The organism is Salinicola endophyticus, assembly GCF_003206575.1.
GTDB classification, from domain to species: Bacteria; Pseudomonadota; Gammaproteobacteria; order Pseudomonadales; family Halomonadaceae; genus Salinicola; species Salinicola endophyticus.
The window spans coordinates 318,183-340,087 of record NZ_PZJO01000004.1 but is presented as its reverse complement, the minus strand read 5'-3'; the positions used below and the strand labels follow the sequence as shown (position 1 = coordinate 340,087).

At 66.8% G+C, this 21,905-nt stretch carries 19 protein-coding genes; 14 read left to right on the top strand and 5 right to left on the bottom strand.

All coding sequences use genetic code 11. The features are described 5' to 3' along the window. Positions 1-192 precede the first annotated feature (192 nt). From DOM66_RS10865 to DOM66_RS10855, 3 genes are all read left to right on the top strand, one after another. Positions 193-975: a transporter substrate-binding domain-containing protein gene (locus DOM66_RS10865; protein ID WP_110675468.1), complete on the top strand. Its 783-nt coding sequence runs from the start codon at positions 193-195 to the stop codon at positions 973-975. Between the two features lie 325 nt (positions 976-1,300). Then, the gene (locus DOM66_RS10860; protein ID WP_110675467.1) at positions 1,301-2,026 is read left to right on the top strand and encodes an ABC transporter permease; all 726 of its coding nucleotides are present in this window, start codon (positions 1,301-1,303) and stop codon (positions 2,024-2,026) included. Positions 2,027-2,035: 9 nt separating this feature from the next. Further along, positions 2,036-2,866, top strand: a complete 831-nt coding sequence (locus tag DOM66_RS10855) for an ABC transporter permease (protein WP_232825200.1) — start codon at positions 2,036-2,038, stop codon at positions 2,864-2,866. 284 nt (positions 2,867-3,150) lie between these two features. Here DOM66_RS10855 and DOM66_RS10850 read toward each other — a convergent pair whose 3' ends face one another. Then, the gene (locus DOM66_RS10850) at positions 3,151-3,915 is read right to left on the bottom strand and encodes a class II aldolase/adducin family protein (protein ID WP_110675466.1); all 765 of its coding nucleotides are present in this window, start codon (positions 3,913-3,915) and stop codon (positions 3,151-3,153) included. Positions 3,916-3,952: 37 nt separating this feature from the next. Next, complete coding sequence (locus DOM66_RS10845; RefSeq protein ID WP_110690127.1) at positions 3,953-4,909, bottom strand: NAD(P)-dependent oxidoreductase; 957 nt, start codon at positions 4,907-4,909, stop codon at positions 3,953-3,955. Between the two features lie 154 nt (positions 4,910-5,063). Between DOM66_RS10845 and DOM66_RS10840 the strand changes: the two genes are divergently transcribed. Together DOM66_RS10840 and DOM66_RS10835 are read left to right on the top strand one after the other, a co-directional pair. Then, positions 5,064-6,305 (top strand): M20 metallopeptidase family protein, encoded by a 1,242-nt coding sequence (locus DOM66_RS10840; RefSeq protein WP_110690126.1) that lies wholly within the window; start codon positions 5,064-5,066, stop codon positions 6,303-6,305. A gap of 205 nt (positions 6,306-6,510) precedes the next feature. After that, complete coding sequence (locus DOM66_RS10835) at positions 6,511-7,278, top strand: FadR/GntR family transcriptional regulator (protein WP_245392413.1); 768 nt, start codon at positions 6,511-6,513, stop codon at positions 7,276-7,278. A 148-nt stretch (positions 7,279-7,426) separates the two neighbouring features. Here the strand turns inward: DOM66_RS10835 and DOM66_RS10830 are convergent, their stop codons facing one another. Further along, complete coding sequence (locus DOM66_RS10830) at positions 7,427-9,226, bottom strand: IlvD/Edd family dehydratase (protein WP_110690124.1); 1,800 nt, start codon at positions 9,224-9,226, stop codon at positions 7,427-7,429. An 81-nt stretch (positions 9,227-9,307) separates the two neighbouring features. Further along, positions 9,308-10,300 carry an AraD1 family protein gene (araD1, locus tag DOM66_RS10825; protein ID WP_110690123.1) on the bottom strand — a complete coding sequence of 331 codons (993 nt, stop codon included), beginning with the start codon at positions 10,298-10,300 and terminating at the stop codon, positions 9,308-9,310. Positions 10,301-10,994: 694 nt separating this feature from the next. Between araD1 and DOM66_RS10820 the strand changes: the two genes are divergently transcribed. The 5 genes from DOM66_RS10820 to DOM66_RS10800 all read left to right on the top strand — a co-directional run bounded on the left by DOM66_RS10820 (position 10,995) and on the right by DOM66_RS10800 (position 16,337). Then, positions 10,995-11,972: a tripartite tricarboxylate transporter substrate binding protein gene (locus tag DOM66_RS10820; protein ID WP_110675461.1), complete on the top strand. Its 978-nt coding sequence runs from the start codon at positions 10,995-10,997 to the stop codon at positions 11,970-11,972. Between the two features lie 25 nt (positions 11,973-11,997). Further along, the gene (locus DOM66_RS10815) at positions 11,998-12,483 is read left to right on the top strand and encodes a tripartite tricarboxylate transporter TctB family protein (RefSeq protein WP_110690122.1); all 486 of its coding nucleotides are present in this window, start codon (positions 11,998-12,000) and stop codon (positions 12,481-12,483) included. 6 nt (positions 12,484-12,489) lie between these two features. Continuing rightward, positions 12,490-13,998 carry a tripartite tricarboxylate transporter permease gene (locus DOM66_RS10810; protein ID WP_110690121.1) on the top strand — a complete coding sequence of 503 codons (1,509 nt, stop codon included), beginning with the start codon at positions 12,490-12,492 and terminating at the stop codon, positions 13,996-13,998. After that, on the top strand, positions 13,995-15,050 hold the full coding sequence (locus DOM66_RS10805; RefSeq protein WP_110675458.1) for an Ldh family oxidoreductase: 1,056 nt from the start codon (positions 13,995-13,997) through the stop codon (positions 15,048-15,050). Before DOM66_RS10810 ends, DOM66_RS10805 begins: the two co-directional genes overlap by 4 nt. A gap of 96 nt (positions 15,051-15,146) precedes the next feature. Then, positions 15,147-16,337 (top strand): fumarylacetoacetate hydrolase family protein, encoded by a 1,191-nt coding sequence (locus DOM66_RS10800; RefSeq protein WP_110675457.1) that lies wholly within the window; start codon positions 15,147-15,149, stop codon positions 16,335-16,337. Between the two features lie 98 nt (positions 16,338-16,435). On the opposite strand, the gene DOM66_RS10795 is transcribed toward DOM66_RS10800, so the two are convergent. Next, the gene (locus tag DOM66_RS10795) at positions 16,436-17,365 is read right to left on the bottom strand and encodes a LysR substrate-binding domain-containing protein (RefSeq protein ID WP_188115173.1); all 930 of its coding nucleotides are present in this window, start codon (positions 17,363-17,365) and stop codon (positions 16,436-16,438) included. Positions 17,366-17,572: 207 nt separating this feature from the next. Here DOM66_RS10795 and DOM66_RS10790 point away from each other — a divergent pair, with 207 nt between their 5' ends. The 4 genes from DOM66_RS10790 (at position 17,573) to DOM66_RS10775 (ending at position 21,902) form a co-directional block, all read left to right on the top strand. After that, positions 17,573-18,877 (top strand): enolase C-terminal domain-like protein, encoded by a 1,305-nt coding sequence (locus DOM66_RS10790; protein ID WP_110675455.1) that lies wholly within the window; start codon positions 17,573-17,575, stop codon positions 18,875-18,877. Positions 18,878-18,973: 96 nt separating this feature from the next. Continuing rightward, positions 18,974-20,062, top strand: coding sequence for a TRAP transporter substrate-binding protein (locus DOM66_RS10785; RefSeq protein ID WP_110690120.1), 1,089 nt, complete (start codon positions 18,974-18,976; stop codon positions 20,060-20,062). A 98-nt stretch (positions 20,063-20,160) separates the two neighbouring features. After that, entirely contained in the window at positions 20,161-20,649 is a 489-nt protein-coding gene (locus tag DOM66_RS10780; RefSeq protein ID WP_110675453.1) for a TRAP transporter small permease, read from the top strand. Continuing rightward, positions 20,646-21,902, top strand: a complete 1,257-nt coding sequence (locus DOM66_RS10775; protein WP_110675452.1) for a TRAP transporter large permease — start codon at positions 20,646-20,648, stop codon at positions 21,900-21,902. The genes DOM66_RS10780 and DOM66_RS10775 overlap by 4 nt, the downstream gene beginning before the upstream one ends. The last annotated feature ends 3 nt before the right edge of the window (positions 21,903-21,905 follow it).

Sequence of the window (21,905 nt, the reverse complement as noted above, 5' to 3'; positions counted from 1 at the left end):
CGCCCGGTGCGGAAGCTGCCCTTGCGGCTGCCGCCGTGGACGACAGGATCGGCCTCTCGGCGAAGCCCTATCCCGCCGACGCCAGTCCCGATGTCAGCCCCGGCGCGCCACCGCCCTGCGTTTCCGTTACCATTTCGCACTTTGAAAAAAATCGCACTTTGAAAACAAGCCTTTCGACGAGGGACTGACCCGATGAAACGACTCCTAGCCGGCAGCGCCTTTGCTCTGCTCACCGTGTTCACGCTTTCCGCCACGGCCGACGACGACTACAGGGTCGGCATTTCCGCCGAGCCCTACCCCCCGTTCTACAGCCCCGATGCCTCCGGCGAGTGGTCCGGCTGGGAAATCGACTTCACCCATGCGCTGTGCCAGCGTCTCGACGCCACGTGCGAGATCGTGCCCCTGGCCTGGGGCGGCATCATCCCGGCGCTCAAGACCGGCAAGATCGACATGATCATCGGCTCGATGGGCATCACCCCGGAGCGCGCCAAGCAGATCGCCTTCTCGCAGAAGTACTACGACACCCCGACTGGCCTCCTCGCCGCCAAGGGTAGCGACGTGCAGCCCACGCCGGAGGGGGTCAAGGGTGCCTACCTCGGGGTCCAGTCCGGCTCGATCCAGGAGAGCTACGCCTACAAGTACTTCTCCCACAGCGCCGCCGACATCAAGGTCTACCAGACGCTCGACGAGGAGCTTCAGGACCTGAGTGCCGGGCGCATCGACGCCGTGGTCGGCGACACCCTGGCGATGCAGCCGTTCATCGACTCCGACCTCGGTCAGGCGTGCTGCGAATTCCGTGGCAACGTCGCCGCCGATCCCGCCGTGCTTGGCCGTGGTGTCGGCGTCGGCCTGCGTAAAGAGGACACCGAACTGCTGTCGCGGGTGAACGCAGCGATCTCCGATATCCTCGCAGACGGCACCTATCAGAAGATCTCCAAGCCCTACTTCGGCGATCTCAGCATCTACGGCGACTAGGCCATGCCTGAAAAGTCCGGCGCTTGCCCATACCGCATGACAAATCGGCTCACTGAACAACGTTCAGAACGCCCGAAGGGCGAGCGGAGCGAGTCACAGGCTCATTGACATCGCATGAACCCCGCACTTCGCCGATTCTTGCCTGGCCTGCGCTCGTCGACTTTTCAGACACAGCCCGAGTCGCCGCTCCGCTGCCGGGCCACCGTCTCCCCCAAGACAACGGTGGCCCGGCGCTAGGCGCTGATCAAACCAGCCCTGGTCAAACTCGCTCTGGTCAAAACTTGCTCTGGTCAAAACTCGCTCTGGTCAAAAAAGGTGTCATCCCATGACGACCGTGTTCGACTTCAGCCTGCTCGCCTACGATCCCCCCGGGTGGGGACGCGTGCTGCTGGTCGGTTTCTGGCACTCGCTCCAGCTGGCCGCCGGCGGCTACTTTCTCGGCGTGGTGATCGGCATCCTGGGTGCCGCCGGTAAACTCTACGGCGGCAAGGTCGTGCGCGATCTGCTCGAGGTCTACACCATGGTGATCCGGGCCGTCCCGGAGCTGGTGCTGATCCTGCTCTTCTACTATGTGGGCACGGACCTGCTCAGTCGCGCCTCCGCTGCCCTCGGCTTCGGCCGCGTCGACATCGACGGTCTGACCGCCGGCATCATGGTCATCGGGCTGGTCCAGGGCGCCTATGCCACCGAGGTGTTCCGGGGCGCCATCCGTGCCGTGCCGTTCGGCCAGATCGAGGCGGCGCGGGCTTTCGGCATGCCGGGGGCGCTGGTGATGCGCCGGGTCACCCTGCCGGCGATGCTGCCCCACGCACTGCCGGGCATGGCCAATCTGTGGATGATCGCGACCAAGGACACCGCGCTGCTGGCCGTGATCGGCTTCAGCGAGCTGACCCTCGCCGCCCGCCAGGCGGCCGGGGCGACCCGCGCCTATCTGCTGTTCTTCCTGACGGCGGGGGCGCTCTATCTGGCGCTCACCCTGATCTCTAACGTCATTTTCAAGCGTGTGGAACGTCGGGCCCGTCGGGGCCTGGTCTCCGCCCGTCAAGCCTGAGGAGACCCCGTGGCCGAACTCGATACCCTCTCCTCCCCCGGCCGTCGTCCGGCGCTCGGCCCGATTCGCCTCTCTGCGGTGCTGGCACAGCCACATCGCATCGTGATGCTGCTGGTGGCCCTCGTCGGGCTCGTCCTCATCATTCGGCTGATGGATTGGGCGTGGCTGCCAGGCTATCTGCCCAAGCTCGGCGAGGGGCTGATGATGACCCTGGCGATGCTGGTCTCGAGCGTCTTCTTCGGTTTTCTGATCGCGCTGCCGCTCGGGCTGGTCCAGGTCGGCGGCGCCTGGCCGTTTCGCTGGCTGGCGACGGGCTTCTGCACCATCATTCGCGGCACCCCGCTGCTGCTGCAGATGTGGCTGTTCTATTACGGCCTCGGTGCCGTCTTCGCCCAGTTCCCGGAGATTCGCGGCAGCTGGGCGTGGGACTATCTGCGCCAGGCCTGGCCCTACGGTTTCGTCGCGCTGACCCTCTCCTTCGCCGCCTACGAGGGCGAGGTGATGCGCGGCGCCTTCGCCGGCGTCCCACGCGGCGAGCTGGAAGCCGCCGAGGCGTTCGGCATGTCCCGCTGGCAGATATTTCGTCGTATCTGGTTCCCGCGCGCGGTCCATCGCGCGCTGCCGACCCTGACCGGCGAGATCATTCTGCAGCTCAAGTCGACGCCACTGGTCGCCACGATCGCCGTCACCGATCTCTACGCCGTCATCACCCAGGTGCGCCAGGCGACCTATCTCACCTACGAGCCGCTGCTGTTTCTGGTGGCCGTCTATCTCTGCCTCAGTGCCGTGCTGATCCTGACCCTGCGCTGGGTGGAAAATCGCGTCCCCACCGAACGCTAAGGAATCACTGTATAAATGCCTGCACGGACTCGGCGTCCCCAGCGCATGACTATGTTGCGCGGTACTGGGGCGCCAGCCCGGTCGAAGACTCGCCTAACCCCCTGTGATGTCTCGCGTGACGCGTTGCCTTCGGCAACTTGCCCTGCCGGGCCGCCCTACGGGCGTTCTCTACGCGTTGCTTCGAGTCTGCGTTCCGTGCGCCTTGCCCTTCATCTCGTTCGGCGATTGATTCAGCGCTTCCCTAAGGCGCGTCGGCGAGGCGTACGCCTCCAGCGCGCCGGGCGCTACGCCTTGTAGCCGGGGTCCAGCGCCTCCAGAGTGCGCAGGTGCGCCTCCCACTCCAGCCCCAGATCGCCCTCCTCGTGGATCGTCCGGGTGTACTGTGCCGCCACATGGCGCGCGAGCGCCTCCGGCACCGGCGCCGGCGTGCACCCCATGCTCAGGGTCGCCACCTGAATGTCACAGGCACGTTCGAGATAGAACATGTTGTTGAACATCTCGGCGGCACTCGCGCCGGTGGTCAGCAGGCCATGATTGCGCAGTATCAGCGCGGGGTTACTGCCCAGGCTGGCGACGAGGCGCTCACGTTCGTCGAGATCCAGGGCGATGCCTTCGTAGTCGTGATAGGAGAGGCGGCCATGGAACTGCAGGGCAATCTGATTGAGCGGCAGCAGCCCCTCCTCGAGCGAGGAGACGGCGACACCGGCGCGGGTATGGGTATGCATCACCCAGGCGGCGTCATGGCTGGCAGCATGGATCGCCGAGTGAATTGTGAACCCGGCGGGATTGACCCGTGCGCGGCTGTCGTCGACCCGGTTGCCATCGACATCGATCTTGACCAGTGACGAGGCGGTGATCTCCTCCCAGCGCCAGCCGTAGGGGTTGATCAGGAAGTGCCCTGGCTCACCGGGGACGCGCGCAGTGATGTGGGTGTAGATCAGATCCGTCATGCGGTAGTGGGCGGCCAGGCGATAGCAGGCCGCCAGCTCGATGCGTGCCTGACGTTCGGCGTCGCTCATGGTCGCGACGGTGTCGACGGTTGCGTTCATGCAGAGCCCTGTGATGAATGGGGTGGGAGAGCTGGCGTCAATAGCCGCGGTCGCGGTCGACGACCAGCGCCATGTCGCCGCCGTCACGCAGCGCCCGTGCCGTCTCGACCACCTGTTCGGAGACCACCTGCGGCAGCGAGTCGCTGGCGATGTGCGGCGTGATGCGCAGCCGCGGGTCCAACCAGAAGGGGTGCGCCGCGGGCAGCGGCTCTTCACGGAAGACATCGAGCGATGCGCCGGCCAGCGTGCCCTCCGCCAGCGCCGCCAGCAGATCACGCTCGACCAGATGCTCGCCACGCCCGATCTGTATCAGCCAGGCGCCTTTGGCGAGGCGCTCGAAGAGCGCACTATCGAGCACATCATGGGTGTCCGCCGTCAGCGGCAGCACGTTGATCAGGTAATCGGCGCCACTCGCGGCCGCGTCGATCGCCGTCGGGCCGGTCTCGTAGTGGACGCCGGCCACCGGAGCCGCAGGCGGCCGCGAGCATGCCACGCGCACGGTGAAGCCCAGCGCCGCGACGGCCTGGACCACCGCACGCCCCATGGTCCCGTGCCCGAGGACAGCGACACAGCGCGACGCCGGGGCGCGCATCGGCAGCGGGTGCCAGTTGGCGGTATGCGCCTGGCGCGCCAGGGTCTCGAACTCACGCTCGTGGTGAAGAATCTCGTGGACGGCGAACCCCGCCATCAGGTCCGCCTGGTGGGGATCGCGGACCCGAGCGATACGCACCGCGGGGTCGAGCCCGGGGTGATTCATCAGCGCATCGACCCCGGCACCGATGGACATCGCCAGCGCCAGATGGGGATAGGGCTCGAAAGCGTCAGCGGCCGGGAGCCAGCAGATCGCGAAACGTACCGCCTCGGGACGCTCGACCTGAGCCGGATGCAGTAGAATCACATCCTCGGCGATAGCGCGAATGGCATCTCCGTAGAGCGCATCGAGATCCAGCGAGTCGCTGAGATAGACGCCGACGATCGGTTGCGCCTGGGCCATGGAATCTCCTCGTGGCAGGGGGCTTGCGATGCTCACGTGTCGGCGCGCAGGTTGTCATGCGCCGACAAGCACCACATGATTGTTGTTATTCGATTGTATAACAAAAGTCGAAGCCGGAAAAAATCGTTCACCGCAGCCCCAGGAGCCCGTCGACATGTCCCTCTCCACCCCCCACCCCGACGCCGTCGAGCATGACACCACCGATCATGGCGCGATCGATCACGACGGTATCGGCGCGCGGATTCAGCGCCTGATCGGCGCGGTCGAGCCGCGGCTCATCGAGATCCGCCGAGACATTCACGCTCACCCCGAAACCGGCTTCGATACCCACCGCACCGCGGCGCTGGTGGTCAGCGAGCTCGAGGCGCTGGGCCTGGCGGTGCAGACCGGCGTCGGCCGCACCGGCGTGGTCGCCGAGATCGCCGGGGGCGCGCCCGGCCCGTGTGTGATCCTGCGCGCCGACATGGATGCGCTGCCGATCGCTGAACAGACCGGGCTGCCCTTCGCCTCGACCGTGCCCGGCAAGATGCACGCCTGCGGCCATGACACCCATACCGCCGCGCTGCTTGGCGCGGCCACCGCGCTACGCGAGCTGGCACCGACCCTCAAGGGGTCGATACGCCTGATCTTCCAGCCCGCCGAGGAGACCCAGGAGAGCGGTGCCCAGGCGATGGTCGCCGATGGCGCCGCCGACGGCGCGGCGATGGCGATCGCCTTTCACAATCAGCCCCAGCTGCCGACCGGGCACGTCATGCTGTTGCGCGGGGCGAGCACCGCCTCCAGCGATGAGTTCCGGGTCACGGTGAACGGCGTATCCGGCCACGCCGCCCGCCCCCACCACGCCATCGACCCGATCGTCGGCGCTGCCTCGCTGATCTCGCAGCTGCAGACCGTGATCTCGCGCAACATGGACCCGGCGCAATCCGCGGTACTCACGATCGGTCATATTCAGGGTGGCGAGAGCCAGAACATCATCCCGGACAGCTGCACCTTCGAAGGGACCGTCCGCTGCCGTTCGGAAGCCACCCGCGACCGCGCCGAAGCCGCGTTTCGCCGCATCTGTCAGCATGGGGCCGAAGCCCTGCAGTTAACTGCCGAGATCGAGTACGTGCGTGGCGCCCCGGCGGTGCAGAACGACGACGGTCTGGTCGACCAGGCCGCGCGCTCGCTGACCGAGCAGTTCGGCGCGCCGGTGTCGATCACGCAGGGGACGGACTTCGGTGCCGAGGATTTTTCCTACTTCTCCGAGCGCATGCCGTCGATTCAGATCTATCTGGGGGCGGGCCAACCGGGGCGCGACGACCGCCTGCACAACTCAGACTATCAACCCGACGAGCGCTACATCGCGCAGGCCTCCGCGGCACTCACCCGCCTGGCCGTCGACCTGCTGCGCTGATACCTCAGGCGATGCGGCACGCTGGCCAGCGCGCCAGCGTCCGCGCCGGATAGCATGAGTCAAATCGCCCGAAACCGGGTAATACCATGGCCGTATGTCGACCTTTGTCAGTCGCTTCGCTGTCGATCAGACGGGTAAGATGACCTTACGCCGAAATATGTCGAACCTATTTCTCCACGGACACTGCGAGTCGAGTCTTTCTGTCGTGCCGGACCAGACAACGCCCACCGCCGCCAAGCGCATCAGCGTCTCCGACGTGCTGGTACGCGAGATTTTCACCGGACGCTACCAGCCCGGCGAATTCGTGCCCAAGGAGATCGATCTCTGCGAGCGCTTCGCGCTCAATCGCTCGGCGGTGCGCAGCGATCTGCGCCAACTGGTGGATGCCGGCATCATCGAGCGCATCTCCGGCTACGGCTCCCGCGTTCGCCCCTATTCCGAATGGAATATTCTCGATCCCCAGGTCACCGCCTGGATGACGCGTTTCGCCACGCCCAACCCCGGTATCCAGCGCGAGATTCTCGCCTTTCGCTTCGATGTCGAGCCCTACGTGGCGATGACCGCCGCCAAGCGCGCCACCGCCCGCGACCTGGTGGCGATCGAGGAAGCCTTCGACGGCATGGGCCAGCATCTGCGCCAGCCCCACGATGACGGTCAGCGCGCCCGCCTGCACAGCGACTGCGACGTGGCCTTCCACGTCGCCATCTTCAAGGCCACCCACAACATCGTCTGGACCCAGCTCTCGCACATATTGCGCCCGTCGATCCATCTGCTGGTGGAAACCTCCAACGTCAGTGCCAGCGACCCCGAGGAGAGCCTGGAGCGTCACCGGGTGCTGATGGAGAGCATCCGCACCCGGCGCCCCGCCGAGGCTTTTCACGCCTCGGTGGCAGTGCTTCAGGGCACCGCCAACGCGCTGGGACTGACGCTGCCGGAGACGCTGCTGGGGGAGACGCCGCCGCCCGGGCACTAAGCTTTACCACCTACTCGCCGGCTTTGCGTAGGGCCCCTGGAACACAGCAGAAGACAGGCGCCCGAGCGGCAAGCTCGGGCGCCATCGACAGGTGTGAGGTAAACCGGAGAAGACGCAGGCCCGGGGAGCCGAGGGCCTGGCGTCGCGATCAGTGGTTATCCCGCGGCAGGTCCCAGGCGATGGCGCGGTACTTGGTGGCCGGAGCCAGCGTCATGCCGCGGTCGAGCGGCTCGACCATGCCGCGCTGGATCTCCTGCCACGGCGTCTGATGATCGCGGTAGGGATAGCCGCCGCGCGCCTCGAGGCTTGCCCGCCGCCGCGCCAGCTCGGCGTCATCGACCAGCAGATTGGCCTCGCCGCGGCGCAGATCGATGCGCACCCGGTCGCCGCTCTCGAGCAGCGCCAGGCCGCCGCCCACCGCCGCTTCCGGCGAGGCGTTGAGAATCGAGGGCGACCCCGAGGTGCCCGACTGGCGCCCGTCGCCCAGGCACGGCAGCGACTCGATCCCGCGCGCCAGCAGCGCTTCCGGCGGCTGCATGTTGACCACCTCGGCCCCCCCCGGATGCCCCACCGGGCCGGCGCCGCGCATCACCAGAATCGTCTTCTCGTCGATGCCCAGCGTCGGATCGTCGATCCGCGCGTGATAATCCTCGGAGCCGTCGAATACCGCCACCCGTCCCTCGAAGGCGTCGGGATCGTCCGGGTCGGAGAGAAAGCGACGGCGAAAGTCATCGGAGATGACACTGGTCTTCATCAGCGCCGAGTCGAACAGGTTGCCCTTGAGGTTGATGAAACCCGCCGCCGCCACCAGCGGATCGGCGTAGCGCCGGATCACGTCGCTATCCTGGGTCTCGTGCCCTCGGCAGTTGTCGGCGAGGGTGTGGCCGTTCACCGTCAGCACCTCGCCGTGGACGCGCCCCGCGCCCAGCAGCTCGTGGATCACCGCCGGCACGCCACCGGCGCGGAAGAACTCCTCACCCAGATAGGCGCCGGCCGGCATCACGTTGGCCAGCAGCGGCACGTCGTGGCCGAGCCGCTGCCAGTCGTCGTTGGTCAGCTCGATGCCGGCATGGCGAGCGATGGCGTTGATATGGACCGGGGCGTTGCTCGACCCGCCCAACGCCGAGCACACCACGATGGCGTTCTCGAACGCCTCGCGGGTGAGGATACGACTGGGGCGCAGGTCCTCCCACACCATGTCGACGATCCGCGCCCCGGTGGCGTAGGCCACCATCGGGCGCTCCTTGTAGGGCGCCGGAATCATCGCCGAACCGGGCAGGCTCATGCCGAGCACCTCGGCCATGGAGTTCATGGTCGAGGCGGTGCCCATGGTATTGCAGTGCCCCACCGACGGCGCCGAGTCGGCGATCCGGGCGAGGAAGGTGGGATAGTCGATCTCGCCGGTGGTGAGACGCTTGCGCAGCTCCCACACGATGGTGCCGGAGCCGACCCGCTCGGCACCGCGCCAGCCGTTGAGCATCGGCCCCCCGGAGAGCACGATCGCCGGCAGGTCGGCGGTGGCCGCGGCCATCAGGCAGGCCGGCGTGGTCTTGTCGCAGCCGGTGGTGAGCACCACGCCATCCAGCGGATAGCCGTGCAGTACCTCGACCAGACCGAGATAGGCGAGATTGCGGTCCAGCGCCGCGGTGGGCCGGCGCACATTCTCGTGGATCGGATGCAGCGGGAACTCGAACGGCACCCCGCCGGCGGCGCGGATACCCGCCTTGGTGCGCTCGACCAGCTCGAGATGGTGGCGGTTGCACGGCGTCAGGTCGGAGCCGGACTGGGCGATGCCGATGATCGGCTTGCCCGTGGCCAGCTCCTCCAGGGTGATGCCGTAGTTCATGTAGCGCTCGAGACACAGCGCCGTGGTGCCGGCGTGGTCGGGGTTGTCGAACCACCAGCGCGAGCGCAGCGACTCGCGACGGCGCTTGGGGGAATCACTCATCGCAGGGCTCCAGAGAGTCGCCGCGCAGCGCACGGCGACATGCCAGGGTGGCTATCGCGACACAGGGATGCGCGGCGGCGCTCATAGAGGCTTGGCCGCCGCATAGTCCGACTCCGTATCGCGCTCCAGGGTGTTGCGCAGGGGCCGACCCAGCGCCGGCAACTCGATTTCGTAGCGGTCGCCCGGTTCGACCCTCACCTGGTCGGCGAAGCTCAGCGTGGCGGTGCCGAAAAAGTGCACGTGGACGTCGCCCGGGCGGCGGAAGTTGCGGTACTTGAAGTGGTGGTGCTCCAGATTGGCCAGGCTGTGGGCCATGTTGGCCTCACCGGTCAGGAAGGGCTTTTCCCACAGCGTCTGGCCATCGCGCACGATGCGGCTGGTGCCCTCGAGGTGCTCGGGCAGTTCGCCCACCAGCAGCTCCGGGCCATAGCTGCAGGCACGCAGCTTGGAGTGGGCGAGCCACAGGTAGTTGAAGCGCTCGGTGACATGATCGGAGAACTCGTTACCGACGGCGTAGCCGACCCGCCATGGGGTGCCGTCGTCGCCAATCACGTAGAGCCCGGCCAGTTCCGGCTCCTCGCCGGCATCCTGGGCGAAGCTCGGCGAGCGCAGCGCCGCCTCGGGCGCCACCACGCAGTCGCCGTCGCCCTTGTAGAACCACTCCGGCTGCGGCCCTACCTCACCGGCGGCCGGCTTGCCCGCCTCCACGCCCATGCGGAACATGCGCATGGAGTCGGTCAGGGTGCTCTCATCGACCAGGGTCGCGGCGTGCATGGCCGAGCGTGTATCGGCACTGCCGAGGTGAGTCAGTCCGGTGCCGGTCACCAGCCAGTGGGCCGGGTCGGGGTGGGTCAGCGGCGGCAGCAGCTCGCCGTTGTCGACCAGCGCGGCGTAGTCCAGCCGGGTCTCGGTCAGCGCCGCCTCGACCACCTCACTCAGCGGGCGCCCTTCGGCAATCGCCTGCCGCGCCAGGCCGTAGACCCCCTCCTCCGCGGCCACCACCTGCACGCTCCCGGCGTCGACCACCAGGCCCACCGTCAGTCGTCCATCGTGGCGACATTGAATCAGGCGCATCGTCTTTGCTCTCCTCGGCATTGCTTGGGCTCGATGAACGACCGAGCGGATTCGGGCTCGCTAGACAGCCGAGCGGGTTCGGGCTCGCTAGACAGCCGAGCGGGTTCGGGCTCGCTAGACAGCCGAGCGGGTTCGGGCTCGTTAAACAGCCAAGCGGATTCGGGCTCGCTACCGGCCGACGGCCAGGCGACCCAGCACCCCCGCCCCAGCACGTGCAGCGATAGGCACTCATACCGACTATGTTGAACATACTAACAATAAGTACAACATAGACTTTCGGCGCAAATACCCCACCCGCGAATCACGCTAGGCTAGGCAGCCAACCCGGCGGATGTTCTTACGGACTCACCGGCGGCCATGGTGACAGCTTCTGGCCCCATCGGCAGGTGCACTCGACCAATGTCTAGCCAACACGAATATTGCACTCAATGTTCATTCGTCATAGCGTCGAGGACGAAAAGCACGACACTTGATGAGCCCGGACAGAGCGTCATTCACCCGATATCAGTGCCGGTTCCGACGCATTTGGCACCGATAGGGAAGGCTCGGCAGGCGCCGTGTGCTTCACCCGCTAAAGGCCCGTTGCGTGTCAAGCGGCCAAGCCCACAACCACTCCCTGAGCAAGACGGCGATCGACACAACGACGCCCCACACAACGATAAACAAAACGATACGTCACTCCGGAGACACCGCCATGATCTCGACGACCGCGAAACGCTTCTGCCTCGGCCTGCTCGGCGCCGCCCTGGTTCTGCCGCTGCCGGCACTGGCCGACTATCCCGAAAAGCCGATCACCCTGATCGTGCCTTGGGCGGCGGGGGGCGGCACCGATGCCACCGCACGCACCATCGCCACGGCGCTGGAGAAAGAGCTCGGCCAGACCGTCAATGTGGTCAACCGCACCGGCGGTAGCGGCGTGGTCGGGCATACCGCCATCGCCATGGCCAAGCCGGACGGCTACACCCTCGGCCTGATCACCGGTGAGATCAACATGATGCACTGGCAGGGCCTGACCCAGCTCACCTATGCCGACTACACCCCGATCGCCCAGATCAATTACGACTACGCCGGTATCCAGGTCGCCGCCGACGGCCCCTTCGATTCGGTCAAGACCCTGCTCGACAAGGTCAAGGACGAGCCCAAGGGCACCTACAACGCCTCCGGCACCGGCCAGGGCGGCGTGTGGCATCTGGCCTTCGCCGGGCTGCTGCTCGACCAGGGCATGGACGCCGACCGGGTGACCTGGATTCCCAGCCAGGGTGCGGCACCGGCGATGACCGAGATGGCGGCGGGCAGTATCGATATCGTGCCCAGCTCGGTGCCCGAGGGGCGTGCGATGATCGAGGCGGGCAAGGTCAAGAGCCTGGCGATCATGGCACCGGAGCGGCTCGCGAGCTTCCCCGACGTGCCCACGCTGAAGGAGGCGATCGGCAGCGACTACACCATCGGTGAGTGGCGTGGTATCGCCGGTCCCAAGGGCATGGACCCGGCCGTGGTCGAGACACTGGAGAAGGCGGTCGAGGCGGCCTACCAGAGCGACACCTACCAGAACTTCATGGCCAAGCAGGGCTTCGGCACCGAGTGGCGCGGCGCCGATGACTTCGGCAAGTTCATGGCCGAGCAGGATCAGCGCTTCGGCGAGATCGTGAAACAGGTCGGCCTGGCCAAGTGAGGGCGCAGCCCGCGGGAGTCGCACGATGAGAGACTTTCTCCTGGGTCTGGCCTTTGCCATCGGCGGCGGCGTGGTGATCGCCGTGGCCCAGACCTACCCCACCATGCCCTCGCTGCAGTACGGGCCGTCGCTGTTCCCCTCGCTGATCGGCGGGGGGATGCTGATCGGCGGCGCGCTGCTGGCACTGAGCCAGGTCCGCGTGCTCGCCGCCCGGCGGCACGCGCCCGAGGACCCGGGGCTCTCGCGCTACGACTACCGCGGGCTGGCGCTCTCCTTGGTGCCCTGTGCCCTGATCGTGTTCTACATCCTGGCGGCCGAGACCCTCGGCGCCGGGCTCTGCATGCTGCTCTCGATGTGGCTACTGATGCTGATGCGCGGGGCGAAATGGTGGCTGGCACTGGGCGTCGCCCTGGTGGTGTCGCTCATCGTCACCCTGCTGTTCTCGCGCTATCTGCTGATTCCACTGCCGGAGGGCGTCCTGCTCCCGCAAAGTCTGGCCTGGATCGGGTAATCGCTCATGGAAACCTTTGTGCAAGGCCTGGCCATGGTGTTCAACGCCCAGACGCTGCTGGTGATCGTCGCGGCGGCCGTGTTCGGGCTCTTCGTCGGCGCCATTCCCGGCCTCACCGCCACCATGGCGGTGGCCCTGCTGGTGCCGATCACCTTCTACATGGACGCCACGCCGGCGATCGCGGCGATCGTCGCGACCTCGGCGATGGCGATCTTCGCCGGTGACATTCCCGGCACCTATCTCAACATTCCCGGCACCCCCGCCTCCGCCGCCTATGTCGGCGAGTCGTACCGCCTGGCGCGTCAGGGCCGGGCCCGCGAAACCCTGGGCACCAACCTGCTGTGCTCGGTGTTCGGCGGCCTGTTCGGCACCCTGGTGCTGGTGTTCGTGTCGCCCTCGCTGGCCGAGGTGGCGCTCAACTTCAGCTCCTTCGAGTACTTCTGGCTGGCCCTGCTGGGTCTGAGCTGCTCGATCTTCATCGCCATCGGCTCGCGGCTGAAGGCGTTTCTCTCGCTCACCGTGGGCCTTCTGCTCTCCACCGTGGGCCTCGACATGATGAGCGGCGCGCCGCGCTTCACCTTCGGGGTGCCCGACCTGATGGCCGGGGTCAACTTCATCCCGGTGATGATCGGCATGTTCGCGCTCAACGAGATCATGCTGTTCTACGGCTCGCGTAACGAGGCCCGCAGCGTGCCGGCGATGGCCAAGGACAGCGTGTTCCGCCAGGCCCCCGCCACCCTGCGCCGCTACTGGCGCAACATGCTGCGCGGCAGTGCGCTGGGCACGCTGATCGGCGCGCTGCCGGGGGCAGGCGCCGATATCGCCGCCTGGATCGCCTATGCGCTGGGCAAGAGTCGCTCCCAGGAGAAAGAGAAGTATGGCACCGGCCATATCGAAGGGATCGTCGATGCCAGCTCGGCCAACAACTCCGGTATCAGCGGCGCCTGGGTGCCGGCACTGGTGTTCGGCATCCCCGGCGACACCATCACCGCCATCGTCATCGGCGTGCTCTACATGAAGGGCATGAACCCGGGGCCGACCATCTTCATGAACGGCGGCAGCCAGGTCTACGCCCTGTTCACGGTGTTCTTCGTCGCCAACCTGATGATGCTGCCGCTGGGCTATCTGGCGATTCGCGCCTCCAAGATCTTCATCCTGACCCCGCGCAAGATGCTGATGCCGGTGATCTTCACCTTCTGCATCGTCGGCGCCTTCGCCATCAACAACTCGGTCACCGATATCTGGATCATGCTGGTCATCGGCCTGGTCGCCTTCGTGCTGGCGCGCAACGACTTCCCCATGGCGCCGGCGATTCTGGGGCTGGTGCTGGGCGGCACGCTGGAGAACAGCTTCATGAGTTCGATGCTCAAGTCGGGGGGGAATCTTTTCGCCTTCTTCGAGCGTCCGATCAGCGCCGCCCTCGGCGCGCTGGTGATCCTGATCTGGCTGCTGCCGACGCTGATCAAGCAGTTCCGCCGCCTGCGCCGCCCCGCCTCCGCCGGAGAAAAGACATGACCCGCTATGACGCCGCTACCCTGCGCACCACCCTGAGCGCCCTGTTCCGCGAGGCGGGGGCGCAGCAGGAGGTCGCCGAGACCACCGCCAGGATACTGGTAGAGGGGGATCTGCTCGGCCACCACACCCACGGGGTGAAGCTGGCCGACGGCTACCTCAAGGATCTCGCCGCCGGCAATGCCAGCGGCGACCCCGGGGTGCTGGAGATTCATGAGAACACGCCGGTGGCGGCGCTGTTCGACGGCCACTATCTGCTCGGCCCCTACCTGGTGCAGCGAGCCCTCGATCACTGCCGTGAGGCCGCGGCCACCTTCGGCCTGGGCATGGTCAGCCTCAAGCGCTCGCACCATATCGCCTGCCTGGCGGCCTACCTGCAGCCGCTGGTGGAAGCCAATCTGGTGCCGCTGATCCTGAGTTCGGACCCGGCGGTGGCTTCGGTGGCGCCGTTCGGCGGTCTCGACCGGGTCTACACCCCCAACCCGCTGGCCGCCGGCATCCCCGGCCGCGAGCAGCCGCTGCTGATCGATGTCAGTATGTCGACCATCACCAACGGCACCGTGGGCAAGACCCATGCCGCCGGTGGGCGCCTGGCGCATCCGGCGATCCTCTCCGGACACGGCAAGGTAAGCGACGATCCCGCCGACTACTTCGCCGAGCCGGGCGGCAGCATTCTGCCGCTGGGCGAGCTGGCCTTCGGCCACAAGGGCTTCGCCCTGGGGCTGATGGTGGAGGCGCTGACCTCGGCCCTGGCCGGCTTCGGGCGCAAGGATGGCCCCACCACCTGGGGCGCCTCGGTGATGGTGATGGTGATCGACCCGGCGCGCTTCGGCGGTACGGATGCGTTCCTCGACGAGACCGACCATCTCGCCCGACGCTGCCGCGAGGCACGCCCGCGCGACGCCGAGCACCCGGTGCGCCTGCCCGGTCAATCCGGCCTGGCGCGGCGGCGCGACTATCTCGCCGACGGTATCCCGCTGCCCGAGGACGTGGTGGCGGCGATGCGCCAGGCGGTGGCACGCTCATCGCTGGCCGGCACCACAGCGTTCGGCTGAGCCGCCGGCCGCCACACGACGCTTTGCCCGCGCCGTGCTCGCGCCCTGTGCGTGCCGGCGTTCAGTCACCCATGATCATCGAGAGCTGGTTCAACCATGACGCAATCCCAAGGATCCGACCGCCTGCCCGAGTCACTCGACTGCCTGCCCGAGGACGCCGACCGCGCGCTGCTGGTAGGGCGCGCCTGGCTGGGCGACGACCCGCAGCGCGGAGGCCCGGCCATCGTCGCCGTGCGTGGCGATAGCCTGGTCGATCTCTCCGCGCATGTCGCCACCATGGCCGACCTGCTCGAACACCCCGACGCCGCCGGCCTGGTGCGCGACGCCGAGGCCCCGCTGATCGCCCCGCTGGCGACGGTGCTGGCCAATAGCGCCGAGGTCGAGCCGGTGGCCCCCTATCTGCTCGCCCCCTGCGACGTCCAGGCGATCAAGGCCTGCGGCGTGACCTTCGCCGTCAGCCTGCTGGAACGGGTGATCGAGGAGCAGGCCGGCGGCGATCTCAACCGCGCCGCCGAGCTGCGCCGTGAGATTCAGACGCTGATCGGCAGCGATCTGTCACGCATCCAGCCCGGCTCGGAAGAGGCGATGACACTCAAGCGCGAGCTGCAGGCGCGGGGGGCCTGGTCGCAATACATGGAGGTGGGCATCGGCCCCGACGCCGAGGTCTTCTCCAAGGCGCAGCCGCTCTCCGCGGTGGGACACGGCGCCCGGGTCGGTCTGCACCCCGCCTCGCAGTGGAACAACCCGGAGCCGGAGATCGTGCTCGCGGTGGACGCCCAGGGTCAGGTGCGCGGCGCCAGCCTGGGCAACGACGTCAACCTGCGCGATGTCGAGGGGCGCAGTGCACTGCTGCTGGGCAAGGCCAAGGACAACAACGCCTCCTGCGCCATCGGCCCGTTCATCCGCCTGTTCGACGCCCACTTCGGCATCGACGACGTGCGCCAGGCGCAGGTCTCGCTGCGTATCGAGGGGCATGACGATGGTTTCGTGCTCGAAGGCGACAGCGACATGCGCGAGATCAGCCGCGACCCGCTCGACCTGGTGAGCCAGACCCGTGGCGCGCATCACCAGTATCCGGACGGCTTCATGCTCTTCCTCGGCACCATGTTCTCGCCGATCCAGGATCGCGACGGCGTGGGCCAGGGCTTCACCCACCACCTGGGCGACCGGGTCGACATCGCCACGCCCAGACTGGGGCGGCTGAGCAACGTGGTCGCGCGCAGCGACCAGTTGCCGCCCTGGACCTTCGGCATCCGCAGCCTGATCGCCCACCTCGCCCGGCGCTGAGCGCGCCTACCGCCCCGAACTGCCACTGCCCCACCCGGGCATCGCGCCCTCCCCGCCGCCGGTGACCTGCCGGCGACGGGGGGGGATGATGGCAGCGTTCAGACCTCGGAACGGGTCATCAGCAGCGCGATGAAGGCATCCACCACCTCGGCACGCTCCTCGCCCTTGCGCGTCATCACCCCGTAGTAGCCCAGCGGCTCGCCGATGGTCAGCGGCAGCGCGGCGAAGCGCCCGGCCGAGAGGGTCGTGCGCAGCACCGAGGTGGGCAGCAGCGCAATGGCATCCGAGGCGCTGACCAGCTGCAGCGTGGTCTGGGTCGACGTGGTCTCGATCACATTGCGCGGCGAGCGCACCTCGGCCTCCGCCAGGGCGACTTCGAAGAGGCCGCGCATGGGGCTGGAGGTGGGGTGCATCACCCACGGCCAGCGCACCACCTCGGCCAGGGTCGGGGTGTGCTGGCACAGCGGGTGGCCGGCACGTACCACGATCGAGACCGGCTCGGCCTGCAGCGGCAGGAAGTCGAACAGATGGTGCTGGGCGGGCTCGGTGAAGCGTCCCAGCACCACGTCGAGCCGCTTGTACTCGAGATCGGCCAGGAGACGGTCGCTGGAGTTCTCGTGAACGCTCACCGCCAGCTGCGGACGCTCGTGCTTGAGCTGGATGATCGCCTGCGGCAGCAGCACCGGTGCCGCACCCGGCACGCTGCCGATCACCAGTTTGCCGTGGCCGCCCTCGCGCAGCGAGATCAGGTCGTCGATCAGGCGGTCGGTGTCGTTGAGAATGCTGCGCGCATAGCGCACCAGCAGGCGGCCGCCGCTGGTCAAGGCCATCTGCCGGGGCTGGCGCAAGAACAGCGCCATGCCGAAGAAGGTTTCAATGTCCTTGAGCATCTTGCTGGCGGCGGGTTGGCTCATGTTCATATGCCGCGCGGTGGCGTGAAGACTACGACTTTCGTCGAGAGTTACCAGCAGCACCAGGTGCTTGATACGCAACCAGCTCTTGATGTGAATTCGACTATCGTGGGACATGCTCATCCCTGCCTTTATTCTTTGGTCAAAGACAATAACCCCGGGTTATAGCAGTTGCAAAAAAAACGATTATTCGAGGCCTCACCGCTCCTTTAGGCTGTCCTAAATCGCCACCTAGGCCATCGATTGATGGCTGAAAATTGGCGCAATCACCCGACAATAGCGCGACCTATTTCGTGTCGTAAGCCATAAGGAAATCCGCGCCCCATGACGATCATTCAGCGTGTCGAAGCCCAGGACATCCGCTTTCCCACCTCGCGCGAGCTCGACGGCTCGGACGCGATGAACGCGGCACCGGACTATTCGGCCACCTACGTCATCCTGCACACCGACGCGGACGACGGGATCAGCGGTCACGGACTCACCTTCACCATCGGTCGCGGCAACGAGATCTGCGTCGCAGCGGTCAACTCCCTGGCCTCGCGCCTGGAGGGCCGTGCCCTCGAGGAGATCACCGCCGACATGGGCGCCTTCTGGCGCGACCTGACCAGCGGCGACAGCCAGCTGCGCTGGCTGGGGCCGGAGAAAGGCGTCATCCATCTGGCCTGCGCGGCGATGATCAACGCGGTGTGGGATCTGTGGGCCAAGCGCGAGGGCAAGCCGGTGTGGCAGTTGCTCGCCGACATGACCCCGGAGGCGCTGGTCCAGTGCCTCGACTTCCGCTTCGTCAGCGATGCCCTGACCCCGGAGGAGGCGATCGCCCTGCTGCGTCGCCAGGCGCCGACCAAGGCCGAGCGTGTGGCCCAGCTGCGCGAGCACGGCTACCCCGGCTACACCACCTCGGCGGGCTGGCTGGGCTACTCGGAAGAGAAGATGCGCAAGCTCTGCCGCGAGGCGCTGGACGAAGGCTGGCGCCACTTCAAGCAGAAGGTGGGTGGCGACATCGAGGAGGATCGCACCCGCGCTCGCATCCTGCGCGAGGAGATCGGCCCCGAGTGCACCCTGATGATGGATGCCAACCAGATGTGGGACGTCGACGAGGCGGTCGCCAACATGCGCCGGCTGGCCGAGTTCGATCCGCACTGGATCGAGGAGCCGACCAGCCCCGACGACATTCTCGGCCACGCCGAGATCCGCCACCGCCTGGCCCCGATCGGTGTCGCCACCGGCGAGCACTGCCATAACCGGGTGATGTTCAAGCAGCTGTTCCAGGCCGAAGCGCTCGACTTCTGCCAGCTCGATGCCGCCCGCCTGGGCGGCCTCAACGAAGTGCTGGTGGTGCTGCTGCTGGCGGCCAAGTACGGCATCCCGGTCTGCCCTCACGGCGGCGGCGTGGGCCTGTGCGAGTACACCCAGCACATCTCGATGTTCGACTACATCGCGGTCTCCGGCTCGCTGGAGGGTCGTCTGCTCGAGTACGTCGACCACCTGCACGAACACTTCGAGGCCCCGGTGCAGATCCATCGCGGTCACTACCGGGTACCGGATGCCCCGGGTTACGGGGTGACCATGAAGGCGGCGTCGCTCGCGGCCCACCGCTACCCCGACGGCAGCGCCTGGCAGTCAGCCTAGCGCCGTCCCCCGGCGGGCGCGGACGCCATCGACAAGCCACAACAAGATGGCGCCGCCCTGCCCCAGTCCATCAGCCCACACGCTCTGGAGCCGAAGATGAAAACAACCACACGTTCCCCACGTACCCTGCCGCTGCGCCGCTCGCTGGTGTCGCTGCTGACCGCCGGCGTGCTCGGCCTGGGCAGCCTGTCAGCCGTGGCCGCCACCGAAATGCCGCCGCTGCCCGAGGTCAAGGGCGATGTCGTCCAGGGCAACGGCAAGGACTACAGCCTCAAGTTCAACATCGGCCTGACCCAGTCCAGCGCCCAGTACCGTGGTCTGGAGTACTTCAAGAAGATCGTCGAAAAGCGCAGCGACGGCCATATCCAGGTGCAGATGTTCCACAGCGCCCAGCTGGGCGATGACCTGCAGTCGGTGAGTGCACTGCAGGCCGGCACCCTGGAGATGACCTCGCCCTCGACTTCACCGATGGTCAACATGTTCCCGCAGTTCGCGGTATTCGATCTGCCGTTCCTGTTTCCCAAGCCGGAAGTCGCCGACAAGGTACTCGACGGCGAGATCGGTCAGCGCATGCTGAAGGAAGCATCGACCAAGGGCCTGGTGGCGATCGGCTGGTCGGAGAACGGCTACCGCCAGCTGACCAACAGCAAGCGTCCGGTCTCCAAGCCGGCGGATCTCGAGGGTCTCAAGATCCGCACCATGCAGAACCCGATCCATCTGGATATCTGGCGCACCCTGGGTGCCAACCCGACACCGATGTCGTTCGCCGAGCTGTTCACCGCTCTCGAGCAGCACGTGGTCGATGGCCAGGAGAACCCCTGGATCACCATCAAATCCTCCAAGTTCAACGAGGTGCAGCAGTACGCCACCGAGACCAACCACGTCTACACGCCCTTCATCACGCTGGTCTCCGAGCGCTTCTGGAATCGCCTGCCGGCCGACTACCAGCAGCTGCTGCGTGATGCCGCCAAGCAGATGGGCGACTACGAGCGCCACGTCAGCCGCAGCATGAACGACCAGATCAAGCAGGAGCTCGCCGACGAAGGCATGCAGATCACCGAGCTGACGCCGGCCCAGGTCAAGGTCTTCCAGGACAAGCTGGAGCCGGTCTACGCCGACTGGCGCGACAAGATCGGCGGTGACCTGATCGACAGCATCCGCCAGGCCGCCTCCTCGGCCCAGTAATCCCACCCACCGCGGCCGCCGCCCGACGCGCCGGCCGCGCCTCATTGTCGGGGGCGTGCCGGCCTGGCCGTCACGCCCCCTCTTGCTCGGAGAGCGCGATGACCGCTTCCTCGTCCACTGCACGCGGCGTGCTGGGGTGGCTCAAGCTGACCCTGGAGATCGCCGTCGGCCTGCTCGTGCTGGGTGTCGTCTTCTGCGTCACCGCCAACGTCTTCGGCCGCTACGTGCTCAACTACTCCTACACCTGGGCCGAAGAGATGTCCCGGGTGCTGTTCATCTGGCTGGTCCTGCTGGGCGCCGGCGTCGGCAGTCTCGGTAACGAGCACGTCGCGGTGACCTTCTTCCGCGACAAGGCACCGACCGCGCTCAAGCGCGCCGCCTCGCTGCTCGCCATCGCGGTGATCTATATCGTCTGCATCTGCATCCTGCTCGGCTTCCGCGACCTGATCTCGGGCTACACCAGCGCCACGCCGATGCTGGGCATTCCGCAGACCTTCCTCTACAGCGCCATGCCGGTGATGGCGATCCTCACCCTGATCGCCAACAGCGTTGCGCTCGTCGCCCTGCTGCGAGGAAAAACACCATGATTCTCTGGAGCATTCTCGTCGGTCTGGCGATCTGTATCGTCATCGGCATGCCGATCTCGTTCGGCCTCGCCGCGATCACCCTGTTCATCTTCTTCGAGTCGGACTATGCGCTGTCGCCGATCGTGGCGCAGGCGGTCAACGGGCTCGACTCCTTCCCGCTGCTGGCGATCCCGCTGTTCATCCTGGTCGGCGAGGTGATGAGCGAGGGCGGTATCGCCACCCGACTGGTGCGCCTGGCCAGTGCCCTGGTCGGCTTCGTCGCCGGCGGTCTGGGCCAGGTCGCGGTGCTGACCTCGATGTTCTTCGGCGGCATCAGCGGCTCGGCGGTGGCCGACGCCTCCGCCGTCGGCAGCATGATGATCGAACCGATGAAGCGCCACCGCTACAGCGGGCCGCTGGCCACGGCGATCGTGGTCGCGGCCTCGGTGGTGGGGATCATCATTCCGCCCTCGATCCCGATGATCCTGTTCGGTGTGGTCACCAACACCTCGATCTCGGCGCTGTTCATGGCGGGTATCGTGCCCGGCATCCTGATCACCCTGGGGCTGGCGGTGACCACTTACGTGCAGTCGCGCAAGAACGGCCGCGGCCAGCCCTTCTCGCTGCCGGAGCTGGGTAGCGCGCTGAAGGATGCCGCCCTCGCCCTGCTGCTGCCGGTGATCATCGTCGGCGGCATTCTCTCGGGGGTCTTCACGCCCACCGAGAGCGCGGCAATCGCGCTGGTCTACGCCTTCGTGGTGTCGTTCGTGATCTACCGCAGCCTCACCCTCAAGCGCTTCTTCCAGCTCTGTATCACCACCGGCAAACTGACCGGCGTGGTGATGCTGCTGCTCGCCTTCGCCAGCGTGCTGGCGTGGCTGCTGACCGCCAACATGATTCCGCAACAACTGGTGGTGACCCTCTCGGCGCTGACCGACAATCGCTTCCTGCTGCTGCTGATCCTCGCGGCCTTCCTGCTGGTGGTGGGCTTCTTCATGGATCTGACCCCGGCCATGGTGATCCTGGCACCGCTGATGACGCCGGTGGTGGTCAAGCTGGGCATCGATCCGGTCTACTTCGGCGTGCTGATGTCCTTCGTCCTCGGTATCGGGCTGATCACCCCGCCGGTGGGCACGGTGCTCTATGTCGGCTGCGGCGTGGGCAAGGTGGGGATGGAGAGCCTGGTCAAGAGCCTGCTGCCCTTCTATTTCACCCTGCTGGGCCTGCTGGTGCTGTTCCTGGTCTTCCCCGGCATCGTGCTGTGGTACCGCTGAGCA